This is a genomic window from Corynebacterium pacaense (genome assembly GCF_900169525.1).
In the GTDB taxonomy this organism is placed as follows: Bacteria; Actinomycetota; Actinomycetes; order Mycobacteriales; family Mycobacteriaceae; genus Corynebacterium; species Corynebacterium pacaense.
In genome coordinates, this window is the sequence record NZ_LT821240.1 from 84,800 (window position 1) to 108,184 (window position 23,385).

General features: G+C 63.9%; 23 protein-coding genes and 7 tRNA genes. 23 read left to right on the plus strand and 7 right to left on the minus strand.

What is annotated here, in order from left to right:
• Window positions 1-104: 104 nt before the first annotated feature.
• Window positions 105-1,346: a class I SAM-dependent RNA methyltransferase gene (locus B7E02_RS07520; protein ID WP_080794669.1), complete on the plus strand. Its 1,242-nt coding sequence runs from the start codon at window positions 105-107 to the stop codon at window positions 1,344-1,346.
• A gap of 122 nt (window positions 1,347-1,468) precedes the next feature.
• Window positions 1,469-3,370 (plus strand): 1-deoxy-D-xylulose-5-phosphate synthase, encoded by a 1,902-nt coding sequence (gene dxs / locus B7E02_RS07525; RefSeq protein ID WP_080794671.1) that lies wholly within the window; start codon window positions 1,469-1,471, stop codon window positions 3,368-3,370.
• Between the two features lie 51 nt (window positions 3,371-3,421).
• Here the strand turns inward: dxs and B7E02_RS07530 are convergent, their stop codons facing one another.
• On the minus strand, window positions 3,422-4,633 hold the full coding sequence (locus B7E02_RS07530) for an HRDC domain-containing protein (RefSeq protein ID WP_080796844.1): 1,212 nt from the start codon (window positions 4,631-4,633) through the stop codon (window positions 3,422-3,424).
• A gap of 10 nt (window positions 4,634-4,643) precedes the next feature.
• Complete coding sequence (locus tag B7E02_RS07535) at window positions 4,644-5,261, minus strand: DUF3000 domain-containing protein (RefSeq protein WP_080794673.1); 618 nt, start codon at window positions 5,259-5,261, stop codon at window positions 4,644-4,646.
• A 264-nt stretch (window positions 5,262-5,525) separates the two neighbouring features.
• On the opposite strand from B7E02_RS07535, the gene hemQ reads away from it, so the two are divergent.
• Entirely contained in the window at window positions 5,526-6,227 is a 702-nt protein-coding gene (gene hemQ / locus B7E02_RS07540) for a hydrogen peroxide-dependent heme synthase (protein ID WP_080794675.1), read from the plus strand.
• Between the two features lie 79 nt (window positions 6,228-6,306).
• On the opposite strand, the gene msrB is transcribed toward hemQ, so the two are convergent.
• The 3 genes from msrB to B7E02_RS07555 form a co-directional block, all read right to left on the minus strand.
• Window positions 6,307-6,720: a peptide-methionine (R)-S-oxide reductase MsrB gene (gene msrB / locus B7E02_RS07545; RefSeq protein ID WP_080794677.1), complete on the minus strand. Its 414-nt coding sequence runs from the start codon at window positions 6,718-6,720 to the stop codon at window positions 6,307-6,309.
• Window positions 6,721-6,725: 5 nt separating this feature from the next.
• The gene (gene aftC, locus B7E02_RS07550; RefSeq protein ID WP_245802286.1) at window positions 6,726-7,964 is read right to left on the minus strand and encodes an arabinofuranan 3-O-arabinosyltransferase; all 1,239 of its coding nucleotides are present in this window, start codon (window positions 7,962-7,964) and stop codon (window positions 6,726-6,728) included.
• A 133-nt stretch (window positions 7,965-8,097) separates the two neighbouring features.
• Window positions 8,098-8,823: a pyrimidine reductase family protein gene (locus B7E02_RS07555; RefSeq protein ID WP_080794678.1), complete on the minus strand. Its 726-nt coding sequence runs from the start codon at window positions 8,821-8,823 to the stop codon at window positions 8,098-8,100.
• 143 nt (window positions 8,824-8,966) lie between these two features.
• On the opposite strand from B7E02_RS07555, the gene B7E02_RS07560 reads away from it, so the two are divergent.
• Complete coding sequence (locus B7E02_RS07560; protein ID WP_080794681.1) at window positions 8,967-9,512, plus strand: HdeD family acid-resistance protein; 546 nt, start codon at window positions 8,967-8,969, stop codon at window positions 9,510-9,512.
• 115 nt (window positions 9,513-9,627) lie between these two features.
• Here B7E02_RS07560 and B7E02_RS07565 read toward each other — a convergent pair.
• Window positions 9,628-9,699, minus strand: a tRNA-Val gene (locus B7E02_RS07565).
• 299 nt (window positions 9,700-9,998) lie between these two features.
• Between B7E02_RS07565 and B7E02_RS07570 the strand changes: the two genes are divergently transcribed.
• From B7E02_RS07570 to B7E02_RS07640, 15 genes are all read left to right on the plus strand, one after another.
• Window positions 9,999-10,071: transfer RNA gene (locus B7E02_RS07570), tRNA-Gly, on the plus strand.
• A 36-nt stretch (window positions 10,072-10,107) separates the two neighbouring features.
• A tRNA-Val gene (locus tag B7E02_RS07575) sits at window positions 10,108-10,182 on the plus strand.
• 33 nt (window positions 10,183-10,215) lie between these two features.
• Window positions 10,216-10,288 (plus strand) — tRNA-Gly (locus tag B7E02_RS07580).
• Window positions 10,289-10,332: 44 nt separating this feature from the next.
• A tRNA-Cys gene (locus B7E02_RS07585) sits at window positions 10,333-10,403 on the plus strand.
• Window positions 10,404-10,410: 7 nt separating this feature from the next.
• Window positions 10,411-10,485: transfer RNA gene (locus tag B7E02_RS07590), tRNA-Val, on the plus strand.
• 33 nt (window positions 10,486-10,518) lie between these two features.
• Window positions 10,519-10,591 (plus strand) — tRNA-Gly (locus B7E02_RS07595).
• 269 nt (window positions 10,592-10,860) lie between these two features.
• The gene (locus B7E02_RS07600) at window positions 10,861-11,469 is read left to right on the plus strand and encodes a copper resistance CopC family protein (protein ID WP_245802220.1); all 609 of its coding nucleotides are present in this window, start codon (window positions 10,861-10,863) and stop codon (window positions 11,467-11,469) included.
• Window positions 11,470-11,485: 16 nt separating this feature from the next.
• Window positions 11,486-12,088 carry a copper chaperone PCu(A)C gene (locus B7E02_RS07605; RefSeq protein WP_245802221.1) on the plus strand — a complete coding sequence of 201 codons (603 nt, stop codon included), beginning with the start codon at window positions 11,486-11,488 and terminating at the stop codon, window positions 12,086-12,088.
• Window positions 12,089-12,104: 16 nt separating this feature from the next.
• Window positions 12,105-13,331 carry a Dyp-type peroxidase gene (locus tag B7E02_RS07610; protein ID WP_080794686.1) on the plus strand — a complete coding sequence of 409 codons (1,227 nt, stop codon included), beginning with the start codon at window positions 12,105-12,107 and terminating at the stop codon, window positions 13,329-13,331.
• A gap of 201 nt (window positions 13,332-13,532) precedes the next feature.
• Window positions 13,533-15,686 (plus strand): threonine--tRNA ligase, encoded by a 2,154-nt coding sequence (gene thrS, locus B7E02_RS07615; protein ID WP_080794688.1) that lies wholly within the window; start codon window positions 13,533-13,535, stop codon window positions 15,684-15,686.
• Window positions 15,670-16,314 carry an ATP adenylyltransferase gene (locus B7E02_RS07620; RefSeq protein ID WP_483862420.1) on the plus strand — a complete coding sequence of 215 codons (645 nt, stop codon included), beginning with the start codon at window positions 15,670-15,672 and terminating at the stop codon, window positions 16,312-16,314. The genes thrS and B7E02_RS07620 overlap by 17 nt, the downstream gene beginning before the upstream one ends.
• 1 nt (window position 16,315) lies before the next feature.
• Window positions 16,316-16,990, plus strand: a complete 675-nt coding sequence (gene pgsA / locus B7E02_RS07625; RefSeq protein ID WP_080794690.1) for a phosphatidylinositol phosphate synthase — start codon at window positions 16,316-16,318, stop codon at window positions 16,988-16,990.
• An 18-nt stretch (window positions 16,991-17,008) separates the two neighbouring features.
• On the plus strand, window positions 17,009-17,932 hold the full coding sequence (locus B7E02_RS07630; RefSeq protein ID WP_080794693.1) for a phosphatidylinositol mannoside acyltransferase: 924 nt from the start codon (window positions 17,009-17,011) through the stop codon (window positions 17,930-17,932).
• A gap of 4 nt (window positions 17,933-17,936) precedes the next feature.
• Entirely contained in the window at window positions 17,937-19,034 is a 1,098-nt protein-coding gene (locus B7E02_RS07635) for a glycosyltransferase family 4 protein (RefSeq protein ID WP_080794695.1), read from the plus strand.
• A complete protein-coding gene (locus B7E02_RS07640) occupies window positions 19,031-19,495 on the plus strand; it encodes a hypothetical protein (protein ID WP_080794697.1) in 465 nt (154 codons plus the stop codon). The genes B7E02_RS07635 and B7E02_RS07640 overlap by 4 nt, the downstream gene beginning before the upstream one ends.
• Here the strand turns inward: B7E02_RS07640 and B7E02_RS07645 are convergent, their stop codons facing one another.
• The gene (locus tag B7E02_RS07645) at window positions 19,496-19,972 is read right to left on the minus strand and encodes a DUF3817 domain-containing protein (protein WP_080794699.1); all 477 of its coding nucleotides are present in this window, start codon (window positions 19,970-19,972) and stop codon (window positions 19,496-19,498) included.
• Window positions 19,973-20,092: 120 nt separating this feature from the next.
• Between B7E02_RS07645 and B7E02_RS07650 the strand changes: the two genes are divergently transcribed.
• From B7E02_RS07650 to ruvA, 4 genes are all read left to right on the plus strand, one after another.
• A complete protein-coding gene (locus B7E02_RS07650) occupies window positions 20,093-20,968 on the plus strand; it encodes an acyl-CoA thioesterase (protein ID WP_080794701.1) in 876 nt (291 codons plus the stop codon).
• A 238-nt stretch (window positions 20,969-21,206) separates the two neighbouring features.
• Window positions 21,207-21,962, plus strand: coding sequence for a YebC/PmpR family DNA-binding transcriptional regulator (locus B7E02_RS07655; RefSeq protein ID WP_080794703.1), 756 nt, complete (start codon window positions 21,207-21,209; stop codon window positions 21,960-21,962).
• Window positions 21,963-22,102: 140 nt separating this feature from the next.
• Entirely contained in the window at window positions 22,103-22,663 is a 561-nt protein-coding gene (gene ruvC / locus B7E02_RS07660) for a crossover junction endodeoxyribonuclease RuvC (protein ID WP_143336777.1), read from the plus strand.
• A gap of 91 nt (window positions 22,664-22,754) precedes the next feature.
• A complete protein-coding gene (gene ruvA / locus B7E02_RS07665; RefSeq protein WP_080794707.1) occupies window positions 22,755-23,369 on the plus strand; it encodes a Holliday junction branch migration protein RuvA in 615 nt (204 codons plus the stop codon).
• Window positions 23,370-23,385: the final 16 nt, after the last annotated feature.

The window sequence follows — 23,385 nt, forward strand, 5'->3', positions numbered from 1 at the left end:
ATCTGCCGGGGCGACCATCGACGGAGGTGGGCGCCCCCACCACTTTGTTCATGCTCCGTCGGGCACCCGCGCAGCGGTGCGCACACTCAGGAAGGACCAGTCGAATGGCTGAAGCAGCACAATTGTCCAGGGGCGACGTCATCAGCGTCGAGGTCCTGCGTCCCGCACACGGCGGCGAGGGCGTGGCGCACCACGACGGGCGCGTGATCTTTGTCCAGGGTGGTCTGCCCGGCGATGTCGCGGACGTGGAGATCACCCAGGTAAAGAAGAACTTCGCACGCGGAATCATCCGCCGTATCGGCAACGCATCCGATTTCCGGGTCGAATCCAGGTGTCCCGCTGCATCGGCGGGCGCCGGCTGCTGCGACTACTCCCATGTGGATCCTTCCAGGGAACTTGAGCTCAAGGTCCGGGTGCTCACCGATCAGCTCGAGCGCATCGGTGGACTCCGGCACGTCGACAGCCCGGAACTGAAGGATCTGGAACCGAGTTCCGGCTGGCGCACCCGGGTGCGCCTGGGTGTCGACGCCTCCGGGCGGGCGGGATTCCGGAAACAGAAATCCAATGACATCGTCACCGACGCCGTCTGCAGCCAGGTGGTCCCCGAGCTTCTCGACGGCCTGGTCGGCGATACCCCCCGTCGCTTCACCCCCGGGGCGGAGATCATCGCCGCCATCGACGACCGCGGTGTGCGTCAGGTCGTTGAGTCCCGCAGGGCCCCCCGGGGTCGTCGCACCGAGACGATCCTCAGCGTTCTCGAGGGTGACGGCAATGTCACCCAGACCGTCGGAGGGCATTCGTGGACCTTCCCCGTCACCTCCTTCTGGCAGGCGCACCGCGCGGCTCCCGCGGCCTACAGCGATTTCATCGGTGAGGTGCTCGGCGCAGGCGTGGAGGAGTCCGCGGCATCCGGCGAGGCCGTGGCCTGGGACCTGTACGGCGGCGTCGGTCTGTTCGCACCGGTGATCGTGGACAAACTCGGTGCCCACGTCCATTCGGTGGAGATGTCGAAGGGGTCGGCGCGGGCGGGGGAGGAGGCACTGGCCGGACTGCCGGTCACCTTCCACACCGGCCGGGTGGAGGCACTGGCCTCCCAGCTGCCCAAACCCGCGGTGGTTGTCCTTGATCCACCGCGCACCGGTGCCGGCGCCGACGTGGTGCGCACGGTCGCGGACGCGGGTCCCGGGACCATCATCCACATCGGTTGCGATCCCGCGACCTTCGCCAGGGACCTCGCCGACTGGTCGGCCAGGGGCTACGGACTCGACCGGCTCGCGGTGTTCAACGCCTTCCCCGGAACCCACCATTTCGAGACCATCGGCGTGCTCACCCGCCGGGACGTTTAGATCTGCATACCCCGGACAGAGTAAGATCGTCAACAAACTATGCAGATGGCTGCGCGACTTCGGCCATCTGCACTCTCATACCCAATCCGTTTCCGAGTAGTAAAGGTGTCTGACTAACGCCCATGGGAATCCTGAAGAGTATCTCGACACCGGCTGACCTCAGGGCGCTCAGTCCCGAGGAGCTGGAGGAGCTCGCCGTGGAGATCCGCGATTTTCTGGTGGCCAGGGTCGCCGCCACCGGCGGTCATCTCGGTCCGAACCTCGGAGTGGTCGAACTGACCATCGCGCTGCACCGGGTGTTCGATTCCCCCTCGGATCCGATCATCTTCGACACCTCCCACCAGTCCTACGTGCACAAGATACTCACCGGCCGTGCCGGGGACTTCGACACGCTGAGGCAGAAGGGCGGGCTCTCCGGCTACACCTCGCGGGCCGAAAGTGAACACGACTGGACCGAGTCATCCCATGCCTCCGCCGCCCTGAGCTATGCCGACGGTCTCTCCAAGGCACTGTCCCTGGATGGGCGCGGCTCCTGCAATGTCGTCGCGGTGGTCGGTGACGGCGCACTCACCGGCGGAATGTGCTGGGAGGCGCTGAACAACATCGCCATGGGCAGGGACCGCAACGTTGTGGTGGTGGTCAACGACAACGGCCGCAGCTACTCACCGACGATCGGTGGCTTCGCGGAGAACCTCGCGGGCCTGCGAATGCAACCCTTCTACGACCGGGTGATGGAGCAGGGGAAATCCACCCTCAAGTCCATGGGATGGGTCGGGGAGAGGACCTTCGAGGCGCTGCACGCCTTCAAGGAGGGTGTCAAGAGCACGGTCATTCCCACGGAGATGTTCCCGGAACTGGGGATGAAGTACGTCGGACCGGTTGATGGGCACAATCAGAAGGCCCTGGAGAACGCGCTACGGTACGCCCACGACTACGAGGGGCCGATCATCGTCCATGTGGTCACCGAGAAGGGCCGCGGCTACGCCCCGGCCGAGCAGGACCTGGATGAACTGATGCATTCCACCGGCGTCATGGACCCCGCCACGGGGGCGCCGGTGGCCGCCTCCAAACCGGGATGGACCTCCGTGTTCAGTGATGAACTGGTCAGGATCGGTGGTGAACGCGAGGACATCGTGGCCATCACCGCGGCGATGGCCGGCCCGACCGGTCTTTCCAAATTCTCCGCCAACTATCCCGAGCGCTTCTTTGACGTCGGTATCGCCGAGCAGCATGCCATGACCTCCGCGGCGGGCCTGGCCCTTGGTGGCAAGCATCCCGTGGTGGCCCTTTACTCGACCTTCCTCAACCGCGCCTTCGATCAACTGTTGATGGACGTCGGCCTGCTGCACATGCCCGTCACCGTGGTGCTGGACCGCTCCGGGATCACCGGATCCGATGGGGCCAGCCACAATGGCGTCTGGGATCTGGCACTGACCTCGATTGTCCCCGGAATCCGGGTCGCCGCGCCCCGTGACGGCGACACGCTGCGGGAACTGCTGAGGGAGGCGGTGGACATCGATTCCGGGCCGACCGTGGTCCGCTTCCCGAAGGGGGAGCTGCCCGAACCCATCGAGGCGGTGGACACCCTCGAGGACGGCACCGATGTACTGGCCTATTTGGAGACCGGGGATGAGCAGGCTCCCGACGTCCTGCTGGTGGCGGTCGGAGAGCGCGCGGGCGCGGTGCTCACAGTCGCGGAGCGACTCCTGGAGGCTGGGGTCAATGTCACGGTCGTCGATCCCAGGTGGATCGTGCCGGTCTCCCGTTCACTGGTCGCCCTGGCCGGCGATCACGACCTGGTGATCACCGTCGAGGACGGTGTTATCCACGGTGGTGTCGGTTCGCTGCTGTCGGATGCCCTCAACTCCGCGGAGATCGACACCCCACGCAGGCAGATCGCCGTTCCACAGAAATTCCCGGAGCACGCCAGCAGGAATCAGCTGCTTTCGGAGTTCGACATGAACGTTGACGGCATGGTGGAAACCATCAACGGCTGGTTGGAAACGCTCTTCGACGGTCGGTGAGACCGCACGCAGGGGCCCCTGCGTGCGACGGTGGCGTCGATAAGCGTTCCTTCAGTCCCCCGTCAGGTGCTCGATGAGGATCGGAGTGACCTGTTCCCGCTGCCATGGTCGGACCTGATGGTCCGTCATGGCCTGGATGAGGGCCTCCGGATTGCTGAAACCACCGCCCTGGGTGCTCATCCAGACCAGTGCGCGAAGCGTGGCGGGCTGGATGAGGTTCTCCGCGGGCACCGAGATCTCGGCGGCCAGATCATCGATGAGCGCCCGGATCTCCTGGAGAACCTCATACTCCTCGGGGTAGAAGGTGCTCCAGTATCGGCGGTCGGGGGTACCATCCCGCCTGTGCGGCCGGGCAGGCCAGGTATTCCTCGGGGAGTTCAGTGCACGGCGGATGACACGATCCCATTTTTTTACCGCAGCCGACTTCCTCGAGGGAAAGCCGGAGATGCGGCTCAACTCCGTCTCGTTGCGGGGAAGGGAGCGTGACACCTCGACCACGACCTTGTTGGACAGCACCCGTCCGGGGGCGAGATCCCTGGCCGAGGCGATGGAATCGCGTTCCATCCAGATCTCACGGGCGACAACCAGCTGCTCGGGTTTCTTCAGCGCGCCGATGCCCTTGAGGTTGCGCCAGGTCGGCTGTTCAGGTTCGGTGACGGCGGAGAACCGGGACTGAATGTGCTCGAACTCCTGCTCCGCCCAGTCGAGCTTGCCCTGGTGCTCGAGCATCTCCGCCATCACATCGGCGAGTTCAAGGAGGAGCTCCACATCGAGCGCCGCGTAGTTCAACCAGGACTCGGGGAGTGGGCGGGTGGACCAGTCCTCGGCCCCGTGACCCTTGCTCAGGTGGAGATCGAAGATCTCCTCGATCATCGCGGCGAGGTTGACGTGATCGAACCCGGCGAGCCGACCCGCCAGTTCGGTATCGAAAAGGCGACCGGGATGCAGGTCCAACCACGCCAAGCTGGGCAGGTCCGTGGATGCGGCATGGATGACCCAGTCACCGCCGCCGAGCACGGGGGACAGTGCCCGGCTGAGTTCGGGACGGAAGGACTCCGGGTCGAACAGGAAGGTACCCGCCTGCCTGCGCCTGATCTGGATGAGGAAGGCGCGGTCATCATAGCGAAAACCCGATGCACGTTCGGTGTCGATGGCAAAGGGTCCCTCGCCTGCAGCGAGCAGATCGGCCGCGGCCTCGAATTCGGCAGGAGAGCTCAGCAGGGGAGGGACCCCATCGCGTGGGTGGAGGAGATCGACGGACATGTCGTCCAATCTACCTCCCGATCTCAGTGATGCCCTCCGGTGGTAGGCCCGCCACGGCGGCGAGCAGGGAGGCGAAGGCCCCCACGTGGGGTGCAAGTTCATTGCCCGCGGCCGTCCAGGACGCACGCATCTCCAGCTGGTATGCGCTGGGTGGGCCACCGATCTCACCGAAGCGCACCGAGGAGGTTGAGGTCACGGTTCCACCGAGATTGGTGTAGCCGGCGTTCTGCTCCGACAATCCCTCGGTCAGCCACTGCCACGCGACCTCCGGGAGCAGCGGATCGGAGGCCACCGCATCATCCATATCCGCCTGGATGTAGGCGACCAGTCTCATGGTGCCCTCCCAGGAGTCATCTGAGCCGGGGTCATGGAGGAGGATCAGCCGCCCGAAGGCGTCGCCTTCGCTGTCGGTGGCAATCGCACCCTGTCCCTCAGGATGGGTGACCTCCAGGCCGATGGCGTGGGAGAACGGGGCGAGGCGCTGGGGGGGCCTGATCGTGCCCAGGGTAATTTCCGGACGCAGGCGTGCCTCATGCATTGACTCGACCGCACGGGAAAACTCGGCGGGAGTACTTTCGGCCTGGTTGCCCTGCGTTTGCTGCTGCGAGGTCGCTTCGGAATCGATCACATGATGAAGGTATCCGTGGCCGCCGCCGATTAGGTGAAGGCGCGCCGTGGGTGAGGGGTTTGGCGGGGGCCACGGATACCTTCATCATGTGATCGATTCCGAAGCGGGGGTCGATGGTGCCGGATCATCAGATCAAACTTAGGATGGATGTGTCGGTGTTTGCCGGGAGTTTCTACCAGTTCGTGTGGTGGCGGCGATGCACCGCGAATCATCCGCATTAGGCCAGGGTCCACGTGGGGCCCGGCCGGGAAAGGACATTATCCAGTGACCGAGCTCGATTACAACAAGCTCAATGACGTCCAGCGTTACGCCCAGTGGGCCGTGTTCCGGGTACTTCCCGGTGTGCTTGACGACGACCGGACCGAAGCCACCGAGAATGCACGCACCTTCTTCGCGGACCTCGCCGCCGAGGGCGCCGTCGAGGTCCGCGGCATCTATGATGCCTCCGGAATGCGTGCCGGCGCCGATTTCATGATCTGGTGGCACGCCGAGGATTTCCGCGACCTCCAGAGGGCATTCGCGGATTTCCGTCGGACCACCATTCTCGGTCGGGCGACCGAGGTTTTCTGGATCGCCAACGCCACCCACCGGCCGTCCGAGTTCAACAAGACCCACCTGCCGGCCTTCATTATGGGCGAGGAACCCCAGGACTGGATCACCGTCTATCCCTTCGTCCGCGGGTATGACTGGTACATCATGGATCCGGCGAAGCGCGGACGGATCCTTGCCGAGCACGGGAGGGCGGCCGTTGATTTCAAGGACGTCCGGGCCAACACCCTCAGTGCCTTCGCACTCGGTGACTACGAGTGGATCCTCGCCTTCGAGGCACAGAAACTCGACCGCATCGTCGACCTCATGCACAAGATGCGCTACACCGAGGCGCGTAACCACGTGCGTGAGGAGCTCCCGTTTGTCACCGGACACCGTGTCGGCGACATCGCCGAGCTGATCGCGGTTTTGCCCTAGAGCTTCTCTCCGTCACACCCCGGTGCCCGCTGGGCGCACGGGAAAGGCCCCGCCTCGGCGGGGCCTTTCCTCTTCCCGGCTACTTCGCGACCGGCTTCTCCTCGAGTTTCAGGGAAATTGAATTGATGCAGTAGCGCAGGTCGGTCGGGGTGCCGTACCCCTCGCCCTCAAAGACATGGCCCAGATGTGACCCGCAGTTGGCGCACAGGACCTCGACGCGACGCATTCCGAGTGAATCATCCACCCGTTCGATGATGCGGTCCCCGGCCAGCGGGGAGAAGAACGAGGGCCATCCGCAGTGTGATTCGAACTTCTCCGTCGAGCGGAAGATCTCCTCGCCGCATGCACGACAGGAATAGACACCCTCTGTGGTGGTATCGGTGTACTCACCGGTATGCGGCGCCTCCGTTCCCGCCTCGCGGAGAACGTGGTACTCCTGCGGGCTGAGTCGCTTGCGCCACTGGTCGTTCGTGATCAATGTGAAATCGGTCATGATCCCTATCCCTTCTGTTCGCCCGTTTCCGCTGCACCGGGCGCAGGCACGTTTGTGTTTTTCGACCCGGAGCGGAGGTCGCGGATGAACCAGATCGCCACGGCCACTCCGGTAACAACGATCAATAGACCCCAACCAGCGGTGGAACGGAAAAATTCCACAAGGCGGGCGATATCCGGCCATCGCGTGGAGCTGAACGTGTCCGGGGTCAGGAATAGATAGGCCGCAACCCACGCGATCCAGCTGTGGAAGACCGACCTGCGGCCGAGGACTGTGAAGATCATAGGGAAGATCATCATCGAGTAGTACATCTGCCCCAGGGAGGAGAGGAAGAACACGCCGGTCAGCAGGATGCCGGAGGTGGTGGCGGCCCAGAAGAAGGGTTCGGTGTTGCGGAACCGCAGCAGCCCGAGCACCGCCACCGCGACGAAGGCGGCGAAAACGAGGAACCACAGTCGTTCAAAACCGGTGGGCATTCCGAAATAGGCCGCGAGCCCGGGGAGGGAACTGTTGGCGAAATCCCTGGTTTCAGCGAGGTAGGGCATGGTCCGGGTGAGATAATCGCCGGCGCCGGGGACCAGGAACCAGCCGATGAGGTTGAAAACAACCGGGATGCCCAGGCCACCGACACCGGCCTGCCACTGCTTCCTGACCAGCGGGAGAAACAGCAGGGGCAAGAACAGTGGCTTGATCAGGATGGCCACACCGATGGCCACGCCGCCGAGCCAGGGTTTGCCGTTGATCGTGCACCACAGGAAGGACACCAGGAGCAGCAGCAGAATTCCGTTGATATTGGAAAATATCAGGGTGTTCTGAACGGTTTCGGTGAGCATCGCCAGCGCAATGGAGGCGGGAAAGACTATGCTGCGCAGCCTGAAGCCCGACATCCGGGTCAGCATGCCCAGCGAGGCCACGATGGCCACGAGGTTGGCCGCGATGAAGGCCCATCTGGCCAGGGTGAAGTGCGTGATCAGACCGAGGGGTGACAGCAGGACGGTTGCGCCGGGGTTGTACAGGTAATGCGGATCGACGAAGTGATAGACCTCGTTGTACACGGGCACGCCCTCGAAGAAGCGGCGGAGGGCACTGTATACGGTGGTGAAATCATCGGTGACATCCCCGTTTATCGCAAGGAAGAGGAATCGGTGCCCGACGAGGAGGATGGCCAGGGGCCATGCCACCGAATTGCCCACACGGTCGATTGTCGTCCTCCCCCTCGGAGGCAGTTCATCCCCGGTGGCGATGACACGGGCCCCGTCTGCCGAGGCATGGCCAGCGGGGTCGATTGCCTGTGGCTGCGTTGAGGGTGTCACTGGATAGGTCACCGCCCCAATGTATCGAATCCGCCCCTGTTATACCGGATCCAACACTCCGCTTTCAGCGAGTGCGCCGGTATCTGAGGAAGAGCATTGATTCATCATCGTAGGCGACGTGCTCCAGCTCCATCGCCTGGATGCCACCGGAGCCGTCGGTGACAACCGGAAGCTCCACCGGAGCGCTCAGACGGGGATCGATCGTGTGATGCCAGACGTCGATGAGATCCGCCTCGATGAGCTGGGCGAACACGGAGGGGCCGCCCTCGCACAGGATCCGCTTGAAGCCCATGTCCCGGAGATGGGAGACGGCGGCCTTGATACTGAGATCCGGGATGAGGTGAACGCGGGCCCCCGCGTGTTCGAGCGAGGCTCTCGCGGTGGCTCCGGCGTTGCCGGTGAGCACGATCGGGGGGACGGCGGTGTCGGTGAACAGCCGGGACCCGGTATCCATGTGAAGGTGGGAGGACAGTACGGCGATGGGGGGAACCTCGGCCTGGCCGTCCCGGACCCGGCTGGCGCGGCGTGCGGGATCTATTCGAACTCCGCCATAGTTTTCGGCCCGAACCGTCCCCGATCCCACCAGCACAACATCGCACCATCCCCGAAGGTGAACGAGGAGAGCGGAGTCCAGGGCATTGCCCAGGTCCCCCGATGTTGCATCGATCGTTGCGGAGCCGGTAATCGTGGACACCACCAGGGCGCGCAGTTCCGCGACGACTGGATCGGGGAGTGGCCCCAGCAGCTCGGCGAGGTCGGGTTTCGGGGAATCGGGTATCACCTGTGGCATGTGTCGGCAGCCTACACCGAATTGGTGGCGCCGCAGCCCCGCCGGGCCGGAGGGGTTGCCGTGGTGCCTTCGTGAAACTAGGCGGCGCGAATCCGCAGGCTCAGGGGTAATCTTGGGTCAGGAACTAGAAGAAAAGAGAAATCATGTTTGATTTTGCCAAGCGTTCATCCACCGTCCTCATCATTACCGGTATCGCAGCTCTGGTCTTCGGCATCGTGGCGGTGATCTGGCCGGCCCAGACCGCCATCACCCTGGTGCTCATCTGGGGCTGGTACGCCCTCATAGACGGCGTACTCGAATTGATCACGGCCTTCCGCCCCGAGGGCAGGGATGCCCGTTTCCTGTTGATCTTCACCGGTGTGCTCGGCGTGATCGCCGGTCTCATCGCCATCTTCCGGCCCATTGAGAGCGCCGTCGTACTCACCTGGATTCTCGGCATCTGGCTTGTTGTCCGCGGAATCTCCGAACTGTTCTCCGCCTTCTCCAAGATCCGTACCGCCCCGAGGTGGATGCTCATTCTCAGTGCAGTGTTGTTCATCCTCGCGGGTATCCTCTTCATCGCCAATCCGGGTTCCGGCGCCGTGGCGCTGAGCATCTGGCTGGGGGCCCTGGCGATCCTGTGGGGTGTGTTCATCCTCGGTGCCGGAATTTCTCTCCGCGGCGTCAGCAAGGATGCGGTTCAGGTCTGATTCCCGCGCGCATCACGCTCTAAAGATTGGCCCCTGATCCTCGGTCGGGGACCGGGGTCGGATGGAAGCTGCTCAGCCCGGCACCGCAATGCGGTGCCGGGCTGATGTATGTATGTGGTCCTAGCTGGGTTCGAACCAGCGACCTTTCCGGTGTGAACGGAACGCTCTTCCACTGAGCCATAGGACCTCGCGACGACGTGAGGCTCTCATCGCCGCGATTAGAAGTTAACACGACTTCGCCCCAACTCCCAAATCGCATGAGGGCGCGTGGGCGCTTGGATCTGGAACTCCCGTGCGGGGATGAAAAGAGGGTGTGCGCAGCGAAATGACACCCATGTGCTTTTTCCGAACGAGCCCCTGAATCCGGGGCCAGGCGACAAATCCCCTGCCCAACTGGGGATTTGTATTGCGGAATGTGTTCAGGCTAGAGTTGTTTCTCGCACCACAACGACCATGTTTCCCGGAACATTGTTTAACGCGGTGCATGCGGATGTGGCGCAGCTGGTAGCGCATCACCTTGCCAAGGTGAGGGTCGCGAGTTCGAATCTCGTCATCCGCTCTCATTTCACCGGGCCAATCGGTATGGAATGAACCCGCGCGTTTAGCTCAGCGGGAGAGCGCTTCCCTGACACGGAAGAGGTCACTGGTTCAATCCCAGTATCGCGCACCAAGAGTCTGAATCTGCTCTTTAAACATGGTTCATGCGGATGTGGCGCAGCTGGTAGCGCATCACCTTGCCAAGGTGAGGGTCGCGAGTTCGAATCTCGTCATCCGCTCTGGTACGTTTAGGTTCTGTACCTGAGGCGGGAAACCCCGCCACGGTGGAATGGCCGAGTGGTGAGGCAACGGTCTGCAAAACCGTGCACACGGGTTCGATTCCCGTTTCCACCTCGCACAGGCGCGTTTAGCTCAGCGGGAGAGCGCTTCCCTGACACGGAAGAGGTCACTGGTTCAATCCCAGTATCGCGCACCAAGAGTCTGAATCTGCTCTTTAAACATGGTTCATGCGGATGTGGCGCAGCTGGTAGCGCATCACCTTGCCAAGGTGAGGGTCGCGAGTTCGAATCTCGTCATCCGCTCAATTTTGGAGCAGGGATCCACCGATGAACCATCGGGGGGTCCTTGCTTTCGTGATAGCTGGGTCACTCCATTTGTCATTCTCGGTGATCCTGCCTAGGCTTTGGGCAGACGGTCGGGGCACGGGAACTGGAACCGGGGCACGGGAACTGGAACGCCCCTTTTTTCGACAACTATCGGGGCTCCGGTCGATGGACGCCCGGACGCTTACTGGACGCGCGGTGCGAAAAACTCCGCCAGGAACGAAAGGTCGAATGTGACGCTAAGCAAATTGAGCTGGAGGCCCGGCCGGCGTATCGGCACACTGATGGTGGCGGCGTCGATCGCCATTTGGACGCCGACGTTCGCACCCGTGGCCTCCGCCCATGATGTCGTGGTCTCCTCCACTCCCGAGGACGGTTCGGTGGTCGAAGAGTTTCCTGAGGAGATCGTCCTGGAGTTCTCCGGTATTCCCCAGGACTCCTACAACTACATCGCGTTGAGTAACGCAGACTCCTCGACGGTGCTTTTCTCCGGCGAGCCGGTGCTCGACGGTCAGTTCCTGTCATTCAGGGTGCCTGATGATGTTGCCCGCGAACCCGGCCGCTACACCGTGGGATTCCGGATCACATCCTCCGACGGTCACGCCACACCCGGATCCATCAACTTCGAGGTCTCCGGCAGGGACTCCGGGGACCAGGAGAGCACCGCGGCCGAGGCCACCGGGGACACGGATAACAATGCAGAGGACCCAGAGAGCACTGAATCCGCAGAGCAGACCGCGGGCGAGGACGCCACAGGCCTTCCCGCGCCGTGGAACTGGGTCATCAGCGCCCTGGGCATTCTCGTCATCGCCGGGGTCATCGTGATGATGATCGCAAAGAACCGTAACCAGAAATAGCGGAGGATAGACACCAGTGAAGAATTCCAAGAGATCCCTGTTTGTCGGCGGGATGGTCGTGTCCGCGGCCCTGACCCTGGCCGGTTGCTCCGGCGGGCAGGACTCCGATTCAGCGACCGGCACCCCCACCGCATCCGCCACGGCGGAGGCTTCGGCGACCAGTGACTCCGGTGCGGATTCCAGAATTTCCCTTGACAACGCCGTGGTCCGGGCCAGCACCCCGGACAACCCGATGACCAGCGTCTTCGGGACGCTGGTGAACAACACCGCCGATGCTGTCGACATCACCGGTTTCACCGCCGACGTAACGGCGGAGAAGTTCCAGCTGCACGAGGTCGTCGATGGCGTCATGCAGGAGAAGCCCGGCGGTTTCCACATCGAGGCGGGGCAGAGCCATGAGCTGGCACCGGGCGGTGATCATCTGATGATCATGGGCCTGGCCTCACCGGTCCAGGCGGGCGACGAGGTGTCGATTACCCTGATCCTCAGCGACGGCTCGGAGGTTGACCTCGGGCGCGTTCCCGTGCGGACCATCGCCGCAGGCGACGAGAGCTACGGTGAACACGGCGGTGCCGTCGGACACGACGGCGTCGAGCATCCCGAACACACCGGCCACTGAACAGGGGAGAGGATAGATGCTGACCCGCAGGGGTTTCCTGACCGGAGCCACCGTGGTGGCGGGCGGCGGGGCGCTGGCGGCCTGCACCTCCCGTGAGGGTGGTGTGCAGTCGGTTGCGCAGGCGTCGACAAGCGCCGTCCTCGCACAGCAGGTCGTACCGTTCGACGGTGCCCGTCAGGCGGGCGTGTCCACTCCGCACCAGGCGAACCTGAATCTTGTCGCCTTCACCCTTCGTCCCGGAGTCGACCGTACAGCGATCAAGCGTCTGATGCGGTTGTGGACCGAGGACGCCCGACAGCTCACCCGGGGCCGGACACCACTGGGAAGCCTGGAGCCGGAAATGGCGACTAGGCCCGCCAACCTCACCATCACCTGCGGTTTCGGCTCCCGCTTCTTCGACATCTCCGGTATTCCCGAGCGGCGGCCGCGGTGGCTCCATCCGATTCCCGCCTTCACACGCGATAAGCTCGACGAGCGCTGGGGGGAGGCCGACCTGGTGCTCCAGGTCTGTTCGGATGATCCGGTGACCTTGAGCCATGCGACCAGACACATGATCCGTTCCGGGGTGAATTACGTGTCCACCCGATGGTTCCAATCAGGGTTCCTCAACGCCAATGGAGTTCTCGATGATGGTGAAACCCCGCGCAATCTCTTCGGCCAGAAGGACGGCACCGTCAATCCGCGCTCGGAGGAGGACCTATCCGGGTCCGTCTGGATCGATGAGGGCCCGGCGTCGATCCGGGATGGCACCTGCATGGTGGTCCGGCGCATCGCGATGGACCTCGATGACTGGGAGATCCTCGACAGGGGCTCGAGGGAGGTCTCCGTCGGCCGGACACTGGGCAGCGGTGCACCACTGACAGGTGGCGGTGAATTTGATGAGGCCGACTACGGGGCCGTGGACGACCGCGGGCTCCCGGTGATCGACCCAGCCAGCCACATGGCACGGGCGAAACCGCCGGAGGGACATCCCGAACAGGTTATCCTGCGCAGGGTCTACAACTATGACCTCGAACCCGACCCCACCTCGGAGCTTCTCTCCAACTCCGGGTTGGTGTTCATCTGCTTCCAGAAGGACCCGGATCAGCAGTTCACCCCGATCCAGCGGCGTCTGGATGAGATGGACAGACTTAATCAGTGGATCACCCATATCGGGTCCGCGGTCTTCCTCGTCCCCCCGGGGACGGACCCGGAGGATCCTCTCAGGGACGACTACTGGGGTGCCGGACTGCTTGAGGGGTGAGCAGACCGGGTAAGGTTGAGCGCGACAGTTGGCCACCTGTCGTGTTCAACCCGTTGCCAACGCGCCCGAGGTACGGCGCTCGTGCACGGGCGAAGAGCGGGACAGGGGTGCCGATGAGCACCGGGCGGGGCGGAAGCGAGAGCTTCCTCTCCGCCGGGGGTCGGCTGCACACCCTGACATTGAGTGCGCCGGCGGCCAGGTATGCCGCTGGTGCGCGTGAGCGCACGAAGGAGCGCCATTTCCGTGAACACCACCGATCAACTCCATGCGGGTAGTGCCGGACACCCCGTCGGACACCCTGTCGGACACCCCGTCGGACATAGTGCCGTGACATTCGAGGTAGCCGCGGGTACCGCCGTCGGGGCAGCGATGCGCGAACTCGACCTTCCGAACAAGGGCCCGGGGGCAATCGTCTGCGCCCGCGATTCCCAGGGGCAGCTCAGGGACCTGGCCTACGTGCCGACCCACAATGAAACCTTCACCGCGGTACCCGCGGATTCCGATGACGGCAGAGCTGTGATCCGGCACTCCTGTGCACACGTGCTGGCTCAGGCCGTCCAGGCGGAGTTCCCCGGCACCAAGCTGGGTATCGGACCCGCCATTGAGAACGGCTTCTACTATGATTTCGATGCCGCGGAGCCCTTCACCCCTGAGGACCTCAAGGTCATTGAAAAGCGCATGAAGAAGATCATCAAGGAGGGACAGCGATTTGAGCGTCGGGTGTACGCCGATCAGAATCAGGCACGCGAGGCGCTGGCCAATGAGCCCTACAAGCTGGAGCTGATCGAGGACAAGGGGTCGGTGGATCCCCATTCCGATGAGGCCACCGAGGTCGGGGCGGGCGAGCTCACCGGCTACTACAACCTTAACCCGCGCACAGGGGACGTTATCTGGTATGACCTGTGCCGTGGTCCGCACATCCCCACCACCAGGTACATTCCCGCATTCGCGATCACCCGTTCCTCCGCGGCCTACTGGCGCGGCGACCAGGCCAACGCGGGCCTGCAGCGCATCTACGGAACCGCCTGGGAATCCAAGGGGGCACTGGAGGACTACCAGCACATGATGGCCGAGGCCGAAAAGCGGGACCACCGTCGCCTGGGCAATGAGCTCGACATGTTCAGCTTTCCCGAGGAGATCGGTTCCGGGCTCCCGGTGTTCCACCCCAATGGCGCGATCGTGCGTCAGGAGATGGAGGAACACTCCCGACGACGCCATATTCAGGCCGGGTACTCCTTCGTGACCACCCCCCACATCACCAAGGCGGACCTTTACGAGAAGTCCGGGCACCTGGGCTTCTACAAGGATGGGATGTTCCCGCCCCTGCAGGTTGATGCGGAGTACGACGCCGAGGGCAATGAGACCAAGCCGGGGCAGGACTATTATCTCAAGCCGATGAACTGCCCCATGCACAACCTCATCTTCGATTCCCGTGGCCGCTCCTACCGCGAGCTGCCCTTGCGTCTTTTCGAGTTCGGCACCGTCTACCGCTACGAGAAGTCGGGTGTGGTCCACGGCCTAACCCGTGCCCGTGGGTTCACCCAGGATGACGCCCACATCTACTGCACCGATGATCAGCTGGAGGAGGAGCTGAGCAGCGTTCTGGATTTCATCATCTCGCTGCTCAAGGACTACGGCCTTGACGATTTCTACCTGGAGTTGTCCACCAAGGACCCGAAGAAGTTCGTCGGGTCCGACGAGATCTGGGAACGTTCCACAGCAATTCTGCAGCGCGTGGCCACCAATTCCGGACTCGAGCTGGTGCCCGATCCGGAGGGAGCGGCCTTTTACGGTCCGAAGATCTCCGTCCAGGCGCGCGACGCCATCGGCCGCACCTGGCAGATGTCCACGGTGCAGCTCGACTTCAACATGCCCGAGAGGATGAACCTGGAGTACACGGCCCCCGACGGGACCAAGAAGCAGCCGATCATGATCCACAGGGCACTGTTCGGATCCATCGAGCGCTTCTTCGGAGTCCTGCTCGAGCACTATGCAGGTGCCTTCCCCGCATGGCTGGCTCCGCACCAGGTGGTGGGGATCCCCGTCGCCGACGACTTCACCGACCACCTGGAGCAGATCGCCGCGAAGCTGCGGGCCAGGGGAGTCAGGGCGACGGTGGACACCTCCGATGATCGCATGCAGAAGAAGATCCGCAACCACACCACCGGCAAGGTGCCCTTCATGCTTCTCGCCGGAGCGCGGGACGTGGAGGCTGACGCCGTCAGCTTCCGCTTCCTAGACGGCACCCAGGTCAACGGCGTTCCCGTGGACGAGGCGGTGCAGCTCATCGATTCCTGGATCGCCGAACGCATCAACGAGCAACCGGGTGAGGAATCCATTGCACAGCGCAGATGAGGTCGGCGGGGATCCCGTCTATGTCGACAGCGGAGTGGGGGTGGCGGATCGTCTGGAGAGGATCTGGGCTCCCTACCGCATGAGCTACATCACCCGTAGCCCCCGCGGCGGCGACGCTGATACGGGGAAAACGGGCGAACCCGGCAGAGATCCCTTCATCGAGGTTCCGAAGATGTCGGACGAGGACGGGCTGATCGTGGCACGCGGGGAAACCGTGTACTGCGTACTCAATCTGTACCCGTACAACGCGGGCCATATGATGGTGGTGCCCTTCCGCAAGGAGAAGGACCTCGAGCATCTCACCCCGGAGGAATCGGCGGAGCTGATGCTCTTCGTGCAGCATTCAATCAGAACCCTGAAGGCGGCGTCGCGGCCCGACGCGGTCAACGTCGGACTCAACCTGGGCAAGGCGGCTGGCGGTTCGGTCGGGGATCACCTCCACGTGCATGTGGTGCCCCGATGGTCCGGTGATGCTAACTTCATGACTGTGATCGAAGGCACCAAGGTGCTCCCCCAGACCCTGCGCCAGACGCGGGCTCTGCTGGCCGGGGTCTGGGGAGAGCTTGAGAACGCCCCGGGGGTCTGCCGTCCCACCCCGGGCACCGCGAGCGAACCGGAGGTTCCCTGAGATGTTGAGCGTTCACGGGCGTAAACCCGCCCGAGTGGTTGTGGAACCGGTGGCGAGGCTGATGATCAGGCTGGGGGTCACCCCCAACCAACTGACCGTGGTCAGCGCGGTGCTCACCATCGGCGTGGCCGTGGTGTTCATCCCCACCGGGCATCTGGTACTGGCAGCGGTGCTCACCGGCCTGTTCGCGGCTTTCGACATGATCGACGGTACCGTCGCGCGGATGCAGGGTGGTGGCACGAAGTACGGCGCGACCCTGGACGCGACCTGTGACCGGATCACCGACGGAGCGCTTTTCGCCGCCATCACCTGGTGGCTGGTCTACACCTATGACGCACCGCAGCCGCTGGTTGCCGCCTCCCTGGTGTGTCTGGTTGCCTCACAGGTGATCAGTTACGTCAAGGCTCGCGGTGAAGCCTCCGGGTTCACCATGGTCGGCGGGCTGATCGAGCGACCGGAGCGGTTGATCATCAGCCTGGTCGGACTCGGTCTCACCGGGTTCGGGGTTCCCTACGCCATTGACGTGGCCCTGTGGATCCTGGCGGTGGGAAGCCTGTTCACCGTGGTGCAGCGCCTGGTGATGGCCGGACGTTCGCCCATGGCGAGTGAGAGAATCAAGGCACCGGCCGGTGCGAAATCCGACTACAGTGACGCCGGTGACACCGGCGGAAGCTAAAAGAAAGCGGGGCCGCTCGTGAAAATCCGGAAACTGCTCAATCGGGAGAATTTCACCGCGTTCGGCTACCTCGCCGGGTGGCGGGTGGTTCGACTGATCCCGCTGCCACTGGCACGCGCACTGTTCAATTTCGCCGCGGACCGGGTCAGCAGAAACGGCCGGGGCATGGAACAGCTGCGCGCCAACCTCTCCAGGGTCGTCGGCTCCGAGAACGTCACCCGTGCCCTCGTGCGCGCATCCACCAGGAGCTACGCCAGGTACTGGATGGAGGCGTTCCGGCTGCCGTCGATCGCTAGGGACCCCGACTTGATGGATCAGCTCCGGGATGGCTTCGTCGGATTGGAGCTGCTCGATGCCTCCCTTGAGCGGGGCGACGGCGTGATCCTCACCCTGCCACACACCGGGAACTGGGATCTGGCGGGGGCCTTTCTGGTTGACCACCACGGTCAGTTCACCACCGTCGCCGAGCGGCTGCGCCCGAAGCGGCTCTTCGACGCCTTCGTGGAGTTCCGCGAGTCCCTCGGGTTCGAGGTGATCCCGCTGGACGGGGGACAGACCCCACCCTTCATCCGTCTCAGGGAGGTCCTTGAGCGTGGTGGGGTCGTCTGCCTCCTCGGCGAGCGCGACCTGCGCCGCAGCGGGGTGCGCACCCGGTTCTTCGGTGAGACCACCTCCATGCCCGCGGGACCGGCGCAACTGGCCATCGAGACCGGTGCGGCGCTGCATGTGGTCCACAGCTGGTTCGAGGGTGACGGGTGGGGATTGAGCGTGTCCGATGCCGTGGAGGTTGATGAGCTCTCCGCCACGGTGCAGCGCATTTCGGATCTTTTCGCGGCCAATATCGCCGCACACCCGCAGGACTGGCACATGCTGCAGCCGCTGTGGTTCGCCGACCTCGATCCGGATCGCGGTCCGCTGGCCGCGGACAGGGACGGGGACTGAAACCATGCGTATAGGAATGGTCTGCCCCTATTCCTTCGATGAGCCGGGCGGGGTTCAGTCCCACGTGCTCGATCTCGCCCGCACCTTCATCAGACAGGGGCACACGGTGCAGGTGCTCGGCCCCTGCAGTCCGGAGACCGAGGTCCCCGATTTCGTGGTGCGTGGCGGTCGCAGTGTGCCCGTGCCCTACAACGGGTCGGTGGCACGGTTGAGCTTCGGTCCGAAGATGCTGCAGACGGTCCGGACCTTTCTCCGGGAGGGGTTCTTTGATGTGCTGCACATCCACGAGCCGAATTCGCCGAGCTACTCCATGGCGGCCCTGTTCTTCGCCACCGGACCGATCGTGGCAACCTACCACGCATCGAGCAGCGGGTCGAAGGTGCTCCACGCCGCCCTACCCATTCTCAAACCGCAGTTGGAGAAGATCCGCGCCGGAATCGCGGTGTCGGAGATGGCCAGGCGGTGGCAGGTGGAGCAGATGGGTGGCGATCCGGTGCTGATTCCCAATGGTGTGCAGACCTCGGCATTCGCCGTGGCCCGCAGACCCAGCGCCACCCTCGAGGGGCGGCCGCCGGAGATCGTGTTCCTGGGTCGTCTCGATGAATCGCGGAAGGGCCTTGACATCCTGCTCCGTGCCCTGACCAGGGTCGACCGGACCCTGCGGTGCACCGTCATCGGCGGGGGAAGCAGGCGGGAGGTCGAGGGTGTCGATTTCTGCGGCCGTGTCAGTGATGAGGAGAAGGCGGAGATCCTCGGCCGCGCGGACATCTATGTTGCCCCGAACACCGGGGGCGAGAGCTTCGGCATAGTCCTTATCGAGGCGATGGCAGCAGGCTGCGCGGTGGTGGCCAGCGATCTGGAGGCCTTCGCTCTGGTCGCCGACTCCGAGTCGGAGACCCCCGCGGCACTGCTGTTTCGCACGGGTTCGGATGCCGATCTCGCGGATAAGCTGCAGACGCTTATCGACGCCCCCGACCTGCGGTCCTCCCTGATCGCGGCGGGGGAGCGCCGGGCCCTCAACTACGACTGGTCAACGGTGGCGGCCCGGGTGCTGGCGGTCTATGAGACCGTCGCGGACGGATCGAAGGTGGAGCTGGCATGATCGCCTTCTACATCGCTGTCGCCGTCGTGCTGACGGCGGTGCTGCTATGGGCCTACTTCACCGCCCAGCGCCTGAACCGTCTGCACATCCGGACCGATGCCGCACGACAATCGCTCAACGCCGCACTCGACCGCAGGTGTGCGCTGGTCGGGGCATTGATCCCCGGCGCAGCGGAGGCTGCGAGGAAGGCCGAGGCCATCCCGCTCGAGTACCCGCGGTTCAGTGAGAGATCTCGTGCCGAGCGGGCGATCTCCGAGGTGATCAACGCACAGCCGGCCCCGGTCCCGGAGGCGCTCGTCGACGCAGCCGCACGCGTGGAACTGGCGCACCGCTTCTACAATGAGGCCGTCACCGACACCCGTGGGCTGCGCACCAGGGCGTCGATACGCCTGCTCCGCCTCGGCGGAGCCGCCCCGCTGCCCGAGTACTTCGAGCTGGTGGACACCGATCAGCTCGGCTGATCAGCCGACCGTCCCCGCGATGGCATCGGGATCGTAGGGCTGTCCAATGCTCAGCAGCACGACATAGACGATGACGATCAGCACGATGATCACCGTCAGCGAGCGTGCGGGGTGCCGCACAACCTGGGCGAGGATGCGGTCCGCCGGATTCGTGGGCTTTTCCGCCGCATCGCGGAACCGCCAACCGCCGGCCAGGTATCCCCTGGAATCCGCCCAGAGGGTGAAGGGCAGGGCGGCGAAGGGAATCACGGAGACGATGAGACCGCAGATGCCCAGCAACGGGCTCCACTTGTTGTTTACCCATACAATCAGGGTGATGGCGGCGAAACAGAGGAAGCCGAAGCCGTGGATGCCTCCGCCGATGGAGACGAAGACATCGCTGACCCCGCTGTACTTGAGGATCATCCCGATGATCAGGAGACTCCATGTGATCATTTCCAGGGTTGCGGCGAAACGGTGCAGGCGCAATGGTGACATGAACTCAACGGTAACCCATAACCCCGTACCCACCCCGCGGCGAGCCGGGCGGGGGACTAGGGTATGTGAGAAAGCTCACCGGGTAGAACGTGGGCATGGCGTGGAAGGAGCACACACAAGGTGAAATCGATTGAGTACATTCTCGGTCTGGAGGAGATCGACCGCGACATCTACCGGGGGCCGGTGGTTGAGTCTCGCCTCGCGCGCACCTTCGGCGGTCAGGTCGCCGCGCAGGCGCTGGTCGCCGCGACCAGGACGGTGGATGATCGATACGCCGTCCACTCCCTCCACGGCTACTTCGTCGCACCCGGGGATTCGGAGCGGCCCACCGTGTTCCTGGTTGACCGCATTCGGGACGGACGCAGCTTCTGCATCCGGCAGGTCAAGGCGGTGCAGCAGGGCGAGACCATCTTCAGCATGCAGGCCAGTTTCCACCTCAGGGGTGAGGAGGGGATAGAGCACGCCGATGCCATGCGCGAGGTACCCGGGCCGGAGGAGATAGTCAACGATCCCTCCAGCCTTCCGGTCAGTTCCCAGGAGCTGCTGGAGGAGTGGTCGGAGTGGGATATCCGACTTGTCCCCGCGTCCGCCTATGAGAAGAACTCGCACACCGCGACCGAGCAGGTGGTGTGGTTCCGCTCGAAGGCGGAGCTGCCGGATGATCCGACCTTCCACGTGTGCACCCTCGCGTACATGTCCGATATGACCCTGCTGCACGGGGCGCTGACACCCCACCCCGGTGCGCATGTGCAGATGGCCTCCCTCGACCATGCCATGTGGTTCCTGCGTCCCTTCCGTGCCGATGAATGGCTGCTCTATGATCAGCGTTCGCCCTCCGCGGCAAACGGCCGTGCCCTGACACATGGCCGAATCTTCAACCTCCAGGGTGATCTGGTGGCCATTGTCAACCAGGAGGGCTTGACCAGGAATCTGCGGGCCGGAGCCTCACCGATACCGATGAAGAAGCCGGGCTCCATGGAATCGGACGGGAACTAATCCATTCGAATGACAGATATCCCCGGGTCTGATCCCCGCCCCGTCGAGGCGTGCGTATAATCGATTGGGTTCCAACTACGCACTCCACATCCATGGCGTTCGATTCATGCCGATGGCGCTGCCCGGCAGAGTCTCTGCTCCCCGTACCGCGTGCGGGTCGAGGTGGACGAGAGCGGCAGGTCGGAGGGTTTCTCCCGACCGGCGGGTGATGGATAACTGAAACGACGAAAGGGAGCTTATGTCCGGCCACTCCAAATGGGCGACCACCAAACACAAGAAGGCTGCAAACGATGCCAAGCGTGGTAAGGAGTTTGCCAAGCTGATCAAGAACATCGAGGTTGCGGCACGCACCGGTGGCGGCGATCCCGCGGCGAACCCGACCCTGGATGACATGATCAAGAAGGCCAAGAAGGCCTCCGTTCCCAATGACAACATCGAACGTGCCCGTAAGCGCGGGTCGGGCGAGGAGGCCGGCGGAGCCGACTGGGCCACCATCATGTACGAGGGCTACGGTCCCAATGGCGTGGCCATCCTCATTGAGTGTCTGACGGACAACCGCAACCGTGCGGCCACCGAGGTGCGTACCGCGATGTCCAAGAACGGCGGCAATCTCGGCGAATCGGGATCGGTGTCCTACATGTTCTCCCGTACGGGGGTGATCACGGTGCAGAAGGGGGATCTCAGCGAGGACGACGTTCTCATGGCGGTCCTCGACGCCGGTGCGGAGGAGGTCAGCGATATCGGTGAGCTGTTTGAGATCACCTGCGCCCCGACCGACCTGCAGGCCGTGCGCGAGGCCCTGGCGGAGGCCGGCATCGAGGTCGAGGATTCCGAGTCTGATTTCCGCGCATCGGTCGAGGTCCCGCTGGATGCGGACGGGGCACGCAAGATCTTCCGGCTCGTCGATGCCCTCGAGGAATCCGATGATGTGCAGAATGTCTACACCAATGTGGATCTGAGCGACGAGGTGCTCGCGGAACTGGACGAGGATTAGCCGCAGGATCCCTTCCCGCCCCCGCACCCCGTCAACCGTTGCACCATCGTGCCGCGGTCGGCGGGGTGCTCGCAATTGTGTGCTAAAAATAGGGGAACGGTTGATCAACGGAGTCTTGATGTGAGGATGCGGTGACTGCGATGGGGCATGAGGGATTGCGGGTCATGGGCATCGACCCGGGCCTGACCCGGTGCGGCCTGTCTGTCGTCCAGGCGGGCGGCGGTAGGGCGGTCTACCCGATCTCGGTGGGCGTCGTACGCACACCCGCCGACGCGGACCTGCCCGAACGCCTGCTGCGGTTGAGTCGGGCCGCGGCCGGGTGGATGGATGACTATTCGCCCGATGTCGTCGCCATCGAGCGCATCTTCGAGCGCGGCAACGTTTCCACCGTGATGAACACCGCGCATGCGGTCGGTGTGCTCATGCTCGCCGCCGCCGAGCGGAATCTGCCGGTGCACATGTACACCCCGAGTGAGGTGAAGAAGGCGATCTCCGGAAACGGACGGGCGGACAAGAAACAGATGACTGTGATGATCACACGCATTCTGGGCCTGTCCGAGCCGCCGAAACCCGCGGATGCCGCCGATGCTCTCGCCCTGGCGGTCTGCCACTGCTGGCGTGCCCCGCTGCTCATGCGCGCACAGGAGAGCGCCCTGAAACAACGCCGCATCCGGGGTGCGCGGGCCGCGCACCCCGGATGAACGATCACCCGGATCATTGCCTAAACGTCGGGCCCAAAACGTCAGAATCTAAGCCTCAGCCAGAATCCTCACGGACCAGGAGAACTCAACCTTGATCGCATCCCTGCGCGGCACCGTCATCGCCATCGGACTGGCCTCGGCGGTGATTGAATGCTCCGGTGTGGGCTATGAGGTCACCGCGGCACCGACCACCCTGGCCAGGCTGAGCCGGGGTGAGGAGACACTGATTCTGACCACGATGGTGGTGCGTGAGGATGCCACCAGACTCTACGGGTTCCTGGACAATGAGTCCCGGGAGGTCTTCGCCCTCCTGCAGACCGTTTCCGGTCTCGGCCCGAGACTTGCACTGGCCTGTCAATCCGTGTTCTCCCCCGTGGAGATCGCCCGCGCGATCACCTCCGCGGACACCAGGTCGCTGCAGAGAATCCCCGGGGTGGGAAAACGGATGGCCGAACGCCTGGTGGTGGAGCTCAAGGACAAGATGCTCGCGTTCGACGCCGGGACCGCGAACCCGGTGGCGGAGGATGGTGCGCAGCTCCCCGTGGCCAACGGGGCGGTCGTCGAGCAGGTGACGCAGGCCCTGATCGGGCTCGGATTCCCCGAGCGCCAGTCCGGGGATGCGGTGGCGGCGGTTCTGTCCGCCACCCCGGGACTGGACACCTCCGCCGCACTGCGCGCCTCCCTGGCACGGCTCGGCGGAAAATAGCGAGGACGGAAGAGAG